Genomic DNA, 9,227 nt, shown 5'->3' on the forward strand with positions numbered 1-9,227 from the left:
TCCGGACATTCGCCGAAACTGGCCCGGCTCAAAAGATCGCTTAAATCAGCGCGCGCCCGCGTTCTTCACGGAGGACTAGGTTAGCGAGGCGTAGTAGAGACAGCGCCATTACCAGAATGGGACACGCCGAGTCACGTTCCTGCTAACCTCAATCTGCAGCGCAGGCGCGCCAGGGACAGCCCGATCCAGTCCCAACCGACCGGCGCCGAGTCGCGCCCGCGCTGCTTCCGGTGTCGGAGAAGCGACCCTAGTAGTCGCATGTCATGCTTTTTCAGGCACGGACACCCGGTCAGCTTGTGCCGAGGGAGATTGACGACGTTAAATTACGCGGCGCGTGTGATCTTTCAAGCGATCGCTTCCATGCCTCCCGTCTTACCCCGCCAACATTCTCGGGCTCTGTCATGAGCGGTAGCGTGTAAGCCTTTTTCATGCAGCGGAGCGGTTTAGTATGCTGGGCATCTCCAATTTCTCCGCGATGTAGCGGACCAGCGTAGAAAGTAGCAGACGATCCAACCAATTCAGGGTCAGCGTTGATATCGAATGGGGCAAGGCTGGTGCCAAGGTCAGCGGCGCGTGGCAGGGACAGGGCTTTCCAGGGTTTGAGCGCCGAGTGACGTCGCCATCAACGCTTGACGTCGCTGGCGCGGTAGGGACAGCGTCTTTGAAGGCTTGCTCACTAGATGCCGTAATGGGCCCTACTCCGCGCAAGGGGTCATGATGGTGGCTGTCCCCCGATAGATGATGAAACGGGGTCACGACTTGAGTCGGCCCCAAGCATCTAGAGACGGAAGACAGCCGTGGAGAACTATGCCGGAATCGACGTGTCATTGGAACTGTCGAGCGTGTGCGTTGTGGATGCCCAGGGCAAGATCCTGAAGGAAGCGAAGGTCGCGAGCGAACCCGACGCCTTAGTCGAGTTTTTCGAGAGGCTTGGCTTTGCAGTAACGCGAATTGGGCTGGAAGCGCCGTTGTCGCAATGGCTGCATGCAGGCTTGAAAGGAGCGGGGCTCGAGACAGTCCTGCTCGAGACGCGACATGTGAAGGCCGCATTGTCTGCAATGACGGTGAAAACTGATCGCAAGGATGCCCGCGGGATCGCTCAGTTGATCCGGATGGGATGGTTCCAGCCGGTACACGCGAAGTCGGTCGGCGCCTAGGAGATCCGGGCACTCCTGATCGCCCGCAAACAGCTTCTCGGGCGACTTATCGATGTGGAATTAAGTATCCGTGGGATTTTGCGCGGCTTCGAGCTGAAGGTTGGCCCTGTCACGCGGAGGAGTTTCGAAGCGCGGATCCGAGAGTTGGTTGCGGGGCAAGCGACATTGGAGCGCATTGCCGGTGCGATGCTTTCGGCACGATCGGCCTTGAAGGCAGAGTACGGAAGGCTGCACAAGGCTGTACTGGCAATTGTGCGTGACGATGCAGTCTGTCACCGGCTTATGAAGTACCGGGCGTTGGCCCCTGGTGGCTGTTACCTACAAATCGGCGATTGATGACCCTCATCGCATCGCAAAATCAAAGGCAGCAGGCGCGCTGTTCGGGCTTACGCCAAAGAAATATCAATCGGGAGAAAAGGACGTCACGGGCGGGATCACGTTGGCCGGCGACGAGACGGTACGCAGGTGTTGTATGAAGCCGCCAACGTTCTGCTGTCGCGCATCACGCGGTTCTCAAAACTCAAGCGCTGGGGGATGGACGTCGCCAAGCGGCGAGGCTCAAAACGCGCAAAAGTCGCCCTGGCACGCAAACTCGCAGTGATCCTGCATCGGATCTGGATCGACGGCACAACTTACCGATGGACTGACGCCGGCCCGATCGCAGCATAGAAAACGTGGAGGAGATCAAGAACGCAACCGAGCTGAACTGAAGCCCGGTGCTCGAAGTCCCGTCACCGGGACGGTGGATCCGGTGAAGCCGTTACACGGCCAGTGGTCGTCATCTGACGAACCCCGCGCATCTAGATAGGCTCACCGCTCCCTCTGACAGCATGATGTGGCGGCCACGCGTTGACCACGGACAGAAGCATGAGCTCGGCGGCGTGACGTTCACTCGGGAGGCTTGACAGCATCGGGCCGATTACAGAAGGTCGTGTACTCAAATTCGTCTAGCGGATCAGGGCGGACCATGATTCAAGCTACCGAACATCGGGGCTGGGATCATGCGCTACGACCTGACGGATTTACTCAACGGCATCTTCTGGGTCCTGCGCGCGGGAGCGCCGTGGCGCGATCTGCCCGAGCGATACGGGCCTTATACGACTTTCAATTACCCACAAATTCTCCTCCGACCATGGCGCCCAGCGCGATGCCGGTGAGGCGTGACAGCCCGCGCCACATGACCGTATTGCCGGGCGGCGGATCGCTGGCGCGGGCGAGGTAACCGCCGAGCCAGGCAATCTTGATCAGATAGTGCGAGAGCGTTTTGCGTCTTGCTTTTGGTTTATTGTTGACGAGGCGATCGAGCACGCCGATTTCAGTCGGAGTCAACGCGAGGGTTGGCGGCGCGTCTGGGGCGGAACGGTTGAGCATCGTCATCCAGAAGATCCGCCAACTCAGGATGCAAAAGAGCGAGATCAGATTGGTCAGACGCTGGGCGGTCCTGAGCTTCGACTCCTCAGCTTTGCAGCCCGATTTGAGGATCTTGTGGAACACCTCGATCTTCCATCTCAAACCATACCATGCCAGCTTCTCAATGGCGTCGGTGCGGGAACCAACAGGCAGGTCGGTGATCAGCTTCCAATCGATCTTCTTCCTGGTTTTCGGCGTCCCGCGCTCTTCGGCATGGATCACCGTCAGGGTCAGAGCGGGATAGCGCTTCTTATGGCGCGACAATCAGGATGAGAGCGCGTATTGCCTCACATATCGATGCTCCCGGGCGCGATCAGTTGCCTCATTTATTTTGCTCCTGGCCTGAGTTGAGGAGGAGGCCGGGTGCGGAGATGGCCGGGGTTTCGGAGCGCCCGGCCTCCTCCGCCGGCACCTCGCACGTCATTGGGGTGTTGTGACCTCATGCCCTGGCGGCATTTTTTCTGAAGCAAACAGCCGCGCATTCGCTTGCTCGCTGCGCCAGGATTTCAACCGACGTTGAAGGGTTCGAAGAAGCTTGTTCGGATAGTCTCCAGGATATTCCACCTGCAGGCGCGAGAGCAGTTCGCTGCCGGTCCGCCAAGGCTCGGCTTCAAACCATTTTCTCAAATCTGACGTTGCCCGGATAAGCGGATCGGGACGACGCCGGCCCCTTTTAGCCTTCACGATGGCCGATCCGTCGGGCGCGTGGCGCCGTCCTTCCAGGCCGTTCGCAGGCTTGCCAGGAAGCGATCAATCGATTGTGATGCCGCAGCAGGATGGGCGGATGGTTGGATATCCGCGAGCGCCGCGAGGCGCTCCTGCACGTCGCGGATGTCGCGCAACAACGTGACCGGATCGAGAGCGGTATAGATTTCCTGGAGATGGTGGCGGACCGCATCAGGCGTGCGGGCGTCCGCTGACAGGCGCTGGTGGGGTGTTGCCGGCGCGCTGTATGTCTTACGTACACGAGCACCGTCGCGCTGCTTGGCTAACAGTTTGAACGAAGGTTGGAAGAAGTTTACGAACAGCCGCGCTGACCAATAGAGTTCCGCCAGTAGCTTGGCCGCCTCCAGGCCTTCGAACCTACGATAGCCGACCATCCTGCGCACGACGGCGCCGTTCTTTTGCTCGACGAACGCCTGGTCATTCTTCCGGTAGGGACGGCAACGCGTGAAGACAATGTTGGCCGCCTCGCAGTAGGCCTTCAACGTCTCATTCATGAACACGGTGTCATTGTCCGTGTCGAAGCCGAGCAGCGCAAAAGGCAATTGCTTGCGCAATTCCGTCAGCACCGTGCTCACCAGCGTCTGTTCGCGCACGATCAGAGGTGCGCACTCTGTCCAGCCGGTAGCAATGTCGGTGAGCACGAGGGTCTGGATGAAGCTGCCGCGCGCAGATGGACCGCTATGCGCGACCAGGTCAGCCTCCACGAATCCTGGCGCCGGATCGTTCCAATCTGCCGACGTCCGTATTGGAATACTGCGACGCAGGGAATGCCCCGCGTGCCGCCGGCGCTTGCGACCCAATTTTTCTCGAACCCGCACCAATGCGCGATCGATCGTCGCAGCGCTCATCGCCAAAAGTTTGGTGCGAATCTCAGGGGCAAGGTCGAGGTGCCCGTACCGTTCCATCGCCTCAATCAGCGCGGGCATTAACGCTTTCAGTCGCTTCCCGCAGATGCGGTCTGACGCCTCCCAAAGCAGCACGAGTGCGGTGTGTTCTGCTTCATTATATATCCGACATCGCGCCCGTCGGCCCGGGTGTACGCCTTCCTGATTTCGAAGGAGACGCATCGCATGCTTCCGATGGAATCCGGTGATGTCGACGAACTCGTCCAATATCCGCGCCTTCTTCGCGCGATCCGACCGCCGATAGCGCACGCCTGCCGCCGCCGTCAGTTCCTTCCGCGTTGCCATGCTCAGCCACCCCATCTCCGCCCCTCGCTCGTTCCCGGTCCAGGGGAGCAATTTACGTGAGGCAACGGCTTAGGATCCGGTAACAATTAAGGCGAGGCAATGCGGAGTCTCACCCTGATCGCCGCCGCACAGCTTCTGCTTTCCAATCGGCGGTAGGACGCGAATCTTGCGATACCTGATCTCAAGAATGGCCTGGTCGGGATCGCCGTTGCTGTCTCTGACTTCGATGCGATGGAGCCCTTTGACGGCGACCTCGTCCATTTCGTCGGCGATCGTGTGATCCCCGTCTCCAGCCAATCGGTCGACGCAGGTCCTGATCAGGAAATGAGTTCCGATCTCCTGTGCTGCGCAGAAGAGCTCGTAGATGTCACTCTCGCGATCACCAATATGGATGCATCGTCCCGGATGGTCCAAGAGTTGCGTAGACTGCTTGAGATTTTCCAACCACCGGACGCTTTCCTTTTTCTCGATGGAATCCAGGTCGGATTGATCTTCTCTTTAAGCGCTGCCGTCCCCTTGAATTTGTTCCGAGTCCAGAACTTAACGGCCGCCAACCCCAGCGGTACCCCCCTCGATTGTAACCGCGAGGCTCGAATGCATCAGGATGCCGCAAACCGTGTGCGATCTGAGGCGACCTGCCTTATCCCGTCCACTGTTTATGCTCTTGGTGATGCCGATCGCTTCTGACTTCTCCTGTTGATAGCTGAACTCGGTTGTATCGTGCAGCACAAGAACGAGACCTTTAGAGGCGGCGGCACGATCACGTGTCGATCGGAAATGTCCGGCCAGAATGTCCACTTCGCTGACCCGGTCGTTAGAGAAGAAGCGGTAGGCTGCCTAGGCTGCCTTGGTATTCGCCCAATCCTGGCAGACGAGCGGAATGCTTTGTCCCACGGCGCTTCCAATCTGCGTGAGCAGTTTGCGGAATCTGTCGCCGAGCCGCGCGTCCCTAAACTCGCATCCACTACTCTCTCGATCAATCCAACATTCACCTTCCAAGGACGGCAAACAGCCTTTTGCCGATCGTTCCCTTAATGTCAGCCCCATAGATGCCCCCTCGCGAATCAGGTGCTCAGAAAGGAATCACAAGTGATTCTTTCGATTCAAGTTTTCGCCGATCAGCGGATCAGCCCGAGTGGTCAAAGTTATGGGTAACTGAAAGCTTATACGACCGCTTACAATCGTTTCAACCGCTGGCGCAAAGCCGGCATCTGAGACCGGCTGATGGATGCGGTCGTCAAGGCACACGATGGCAAGGTGCAGATGATCGACGGTTCGGTCGTGCGGGTCCATCAGCATGCTTCCGGGGTAAAAAAGAGTGGAGATCGTTGTGTGGGCCGAAGCCGAGGCGGCCTCACCACCAAAATCCACGCGCGCGTCGACGCGAAAGGCCGCCCGGTCCGCCTCATGATCACCCCCGGCGAGGCCCACGACGTGACGTGCGCCGAGGCCCTGCGCGACGGACTCGATGCGCGCGCCATCGTCATCGCCGACAAAGGCTACGATGCCGATCGTGTTCGTGCCCACATCCGTGATCAAGGTGCGATCCCCAACATATCCACCAAATCCAACCGGAAGAAGAGATTCCGGTGGAAGAAGGCCATCTATCGCGAGCGCAACCACGTTGAGCGCTTCTTCAACAAACTGAAGCAGTTTCGACGCATCGCCACCCGCCACGACAAGATCGGCGCGACGCTCTTCGCTTTCGTTCAACTCGCTTCCGTGCGAATTTGCCTTCGATCAATTGAGTCCACACCCTAGCACTACTTTGGCAGATTGTGTTTTCGCTGCTGTTTTTCAAGGATTTGCTTTCGGCAATATGGGCACTGCTGAGGCGGCGGCCGAAGGATGAGATCGACGATGGCGTGACGTACTGCGGGCATGGTTGGTTGAGGCGGAGGCCCGTTGATTCTTTTTTTCCGCCCCGCGTATGCGAGGCGACGATGCTGCAGGTGGCGTAGGCAATCATTGTCATAAGGGCATGGCGATGAAGACCTTGCCATGATCGCCCTTCGAAGTGATCAAGTCCAAGCTCCTCCTTCAACTGTTGATGCGCCTGCTCACAAATCCACCGTGCCTGGATGGTGGCGGCCAGCGTGCGCAGATCCGTCGCTGCCGGAAGATTGGCGAGATAGTATTTCTTCTCCCCGGAGGCACGTTGCTCGCCAATGAGCCAGGCTTCGTCGCCGGGGAGATGCTGCTGACCTTTATCCCATATCCGCTGCGGAGGGCCGTCGGCGGTGCGGACACGGAGAGCAGCAAATCGGGCTTTGAGCGACCTTTCGTCCCGCTACGCCAACTCACGGCTTTCCATCTAGCGCTGGCCAGCAACTGTTCTGCCGCAATCGATAAGATATCGGGCACGTGGTGCTTTCGTGGTTTGCCACGGACTTGGCGATCGGCCAAATGAGCTTCACATCGACCGGATACACTTTCTGGTGCCGAGGGATACTGACCTTGCCCCCTGGACTTAATCCAGATTGAAGTTCGCTCTGGCCCATATGAGGACCAGAGCATGAAGCGCAGCCGCTTTACGAAGAGCAGATCATCCGGATTTTGAAGGAGCACGAGGCTGGCGTGTCGGTTGCCGATCTGTGCCGCAAGCGCGGCGTCAGCGATGCCAGTATCTACAAATGGAAAGCCAAGTTTGGCGGGATGGAGGTCTCGGAGGCCAAGCGGCTGAGGACGCTGGAGGACGAGAACACGCGGCTGAAGCGGCTTTTGGCCGACGCCATGCTGGACAATGCGGCGTTGAAGTACCTCCTGGGAAAGAAGTGGTGACGCCCGCGGGGAAGCGGAAAGCTGTCGCGCATCTCGTGGATGCCCACGGGATGCGCGAACGACGGGCGTGTAAAGCCATCGGCTGTTGCCGCATGACCATCAGATATCGGACAATCCGGGCGGATGACGCGGCCCTACGCCAACGCATGAGAGCGATCGCCGAGGGCGCCGTCGCGTCGGCTATCGGCGCCTGCATGTTCTGCTCAAACGGGAGGGCTATCTGGTTAACCACAAGAAGCTGTTCCGGCTCTATCGGGAAGAGAGGCTCGCGGTCCGTCGCCGTGGTGGCCGCAAACGGGCGCTCGGGACCAGGGCGGCGATGGTGGTGCCGATAGCGCCGAATGACCGCTGGTCGCTCGACTTCGTCTCGGATCAGCTCACCGATGGCCGCCGCTTCCGCATCCTGACCGTGGTCGACGAGTGCACGCGCGAATGCCTGACGTTGGTGGCCGACACCTCGTTGTCGGGCTCCCGGGTGGCGCGGGAGCTGGACTGGCTGATCATCGAGCGCGGCAAGCCCAAAATGGTGGTCAGCGACAACGGCACCGAATTGACCAGCAACGCCATCCTGACATGGGCCGATCAGAGCCGCGTCGCCTGGCATTACATCGCACCCGGCAAGCCGACGCAGAATGCCTTCATCGAAAGCTTCAATGGCCGTCTTCGAAACGAATTTTTGAACGAGACGCTGTTCACGTCGCTGGCCCAGGCCCGGGTCGCACTCGGACATTGGCGGGCCGACTACATTGATACGCGACCTCACTCGCAACTCGGATGGAAAACAGCATCGGAGTTCGCCTTCACCTGCAACCCGCGACGGGATCTGGCGCTGCGCTATGCCGATGGCTCCGCACCAGCTCCCGTCGCTACCACCGCCCAACCGGGTCAATCCTGACGTGCCCCCGGCAAATTAGGCCAGTTTGAACTGGAAATTTCCAATTTTGATCCCCTGACCGGGACGAGGAGAGTTCCATGAAGGCATCGAAGTTTTCGGAGGCGCAGATCGCGTTTGTCTTGAAGCAGGCGGAGGACGGCGCGGCGGTTGCAGAGGTTTGCCGGAAGGCCGGGATCAGCCAGGCGACGTATTTCAATTGGAAGAAGAAGTATGCGGGGCTGATGCCCTCGGAGATGAAGCGACTACGCCAGCTTGAGGAGGAGAATGCCAAGCTGAAGCGGATTGTCGCGGACCTGTCCCTGGACAAGGCTATGCTTCAGGATGTGCTCTCAAAAAAGCTCTGAAGCCTGGCCGCAAGCGGGAGCTTGTCGACAAGGTGCGGAGTGACTGGAAGGTCTCGATCAGGCGGGCCTGTTCGACGCTTCGGATCGATCGCGCACTTTACGTCTACAAGTCGAAGCGCGGCGACCAGGCCGCTCTCAAAAGCCGGATCAAGGACATCTGCGAGACGCGGGTGAGGTACGGATATCGCCGGGTCCACGTCCTGCTCCAACGCGACGGCTGGGCCATCAATGTCAAACGTGTCTATCGTCTTTATCGGGAATTGAGCCTGAAATTGCGTAACAAAACGCCGAAGCGTCGCGTCAAGGCCAAGCTGCGTGAGAATAGGACGGAAGCAGGTCAGATCAATGAGGCCTGGGCGATGGACTTCGTTCATGACCAGCTCGCCACCGGCCGCAAGATCCGTGTGCTCACGATCGTCGACACGTTCAGTCGCTTCTCTCCGGCCGTCGATCCGCGCTTCAGCTATCGAGGGGAGGATGTCGTGCAGACTTTGGAGCGCATCTGCCAAACCGTCGGCTACCCCAAGACGATCCGCGTCGACCAGGGATCGGAGTTCGTCTCCCGCGATCTCGATATCTGGGCCTACCAGAAAGGGGTCGTGCTGGATTTCTCGCGGCCCGGCAAGCCGACGGACAACGGCTTCATCGAATCCTTCAACGGCAAGTTCAGAAACGAATGCCTGAACACGCACTGGTTCCTGAGCCTTGACGACGCCCGGCAGAA

Annotated in this window: 5 protein-coding genes and 5 pseudogenes; 5 read left to right on the forward strand and 5 right to left on the reverse strand. The window is 59.2% G+C overall.

What is annotated here, in order from left to right; all coding sequences use genetic code 11:
• Positions 1–797: 797 nt before the first annotated feature.
• Both XI08_RS10615 and XI08_RS10620 read left to right on the forward strand, forming a co-directional pair.
• Positions 798–1,826 (forward strand): annotated as a pseudogene (locus XI08_RS10615) (IS110 family transposase).
• A 317-nt stretch (positions 1,827–2,143) separates the two neighbouring features.
• Positions 2,144–2,260, forward strand: a pseudogene (locus XI08_RS10620) (transposase); the annotation flags it as partial.
• Position 2,261: 1 nt separating this feature from the next.
• Here XI08_RS10620 and XI08_RS10625 read toward each other — a convergent pair.
• From XI08_RS10625 to XI08_RS10640, 4 genes and pseudogenes are all read right to left on the reverse strand, one after another.
• Positions 2,262–2,831 carry an IS4 family transposase gene (locus XI08_RS10625; protein WP_271574363.1) on the reverse strand — a complete coding sequence of 190 codons (570 nt, stop codon included), beginning with the start codon at positions 2,829–2,831 and terminating at the stop codon, positions 2,262–2,264.
• Between the two features lie 156 nt (positions 2,832–2,987).
• Positions 2,988–4,498: pseudogene (locus tag XI08_RS10630) on the reverse strand (ISNCY-like element ISBj12 family transposase).
• Between the two features lie 54 nt (positions 4,499–4,552).
• Positions 4,553–4,927, reverse strand: coding sequence for a hypothetical protein (locus XI08_RS10635; protein WP_271574364.1), 375 nt, complete (start codon positions 4,925–4,927; stop codon positions 4,553–4,555).
• 393 nt (positions 4,928–5,320) lie between these two features.
• Positions 5,321–5,530 (reverse strand): IS4/Tn5 family transposase DNA-binding protein, encoded by a 210-nt coding sequence (locus XI08_RS10640; RefSeq protein WP_271574365.1) that lies wholly within the window; start codon positions 5,528–5,530, stop codon positions 5,321–5,323.
• Between the two features lie 177 nt (positions 5,531–5,707).
• Here XI08_RS10640 and XI08_RS10645 point away from each other — a divergent pair, with 177 nt between their 5' ends.
• Positions 5,708–6,244, forward strand: coding sequence for an IS5 family transposase (locus tag XI08_RS10645; protein WP_271574366.1), 537 nt, complete (start codon positions 5,708–5,710; stop codon positions 6,242–6,244).
• Between the two features lie 36 nt (positions 6,245–6,280).
• Here the strand turns inward: XI08_RS10645 and XI08_RS10650 are convergent.
• Positions 6,281–6,939, reverse strand: a pseudogene (locus XI08_RS10650) (transposase); the annotation flags it as partial.
• A 59-nt stretch (positions 6,940–6,998) separates the two neighbouring features.
• Between XI08_RS10650 and XI08_RS10655 the strand changes: the two are divergent.
• Positions 6,999–8,159 (forward strand): annotated as a pseudogene (locus XI08_RS10655) (IS3 family transposase).
• 77 nt (positions 8,160–8,236) lie between these two features.
• A protein-coding gene (locus XI08_RS10660) for an IS3 family transposase (protein ID WP_271574367.1) occupies positions 8,237–9,227 on the forward strand; the annotation gives its coding sequence in 2 pieces (ribosomal slippage) (positions 8,237–8,489 and positions 8,489–9,227; 992 coding nt annotated over the 2 pieces). This gene is flagged as partial in the annotation.

Source organism: Bradyrhizobium sp. CCBAU 11361, assembly GCF_028128935.1.
GTDB lineage: Bacteria > Pseudomonadota > Alphaproteobacteria > Rhizobiales > Xanthobacteraceae > Bradyrhizobium > Bradyrhizobium niftali.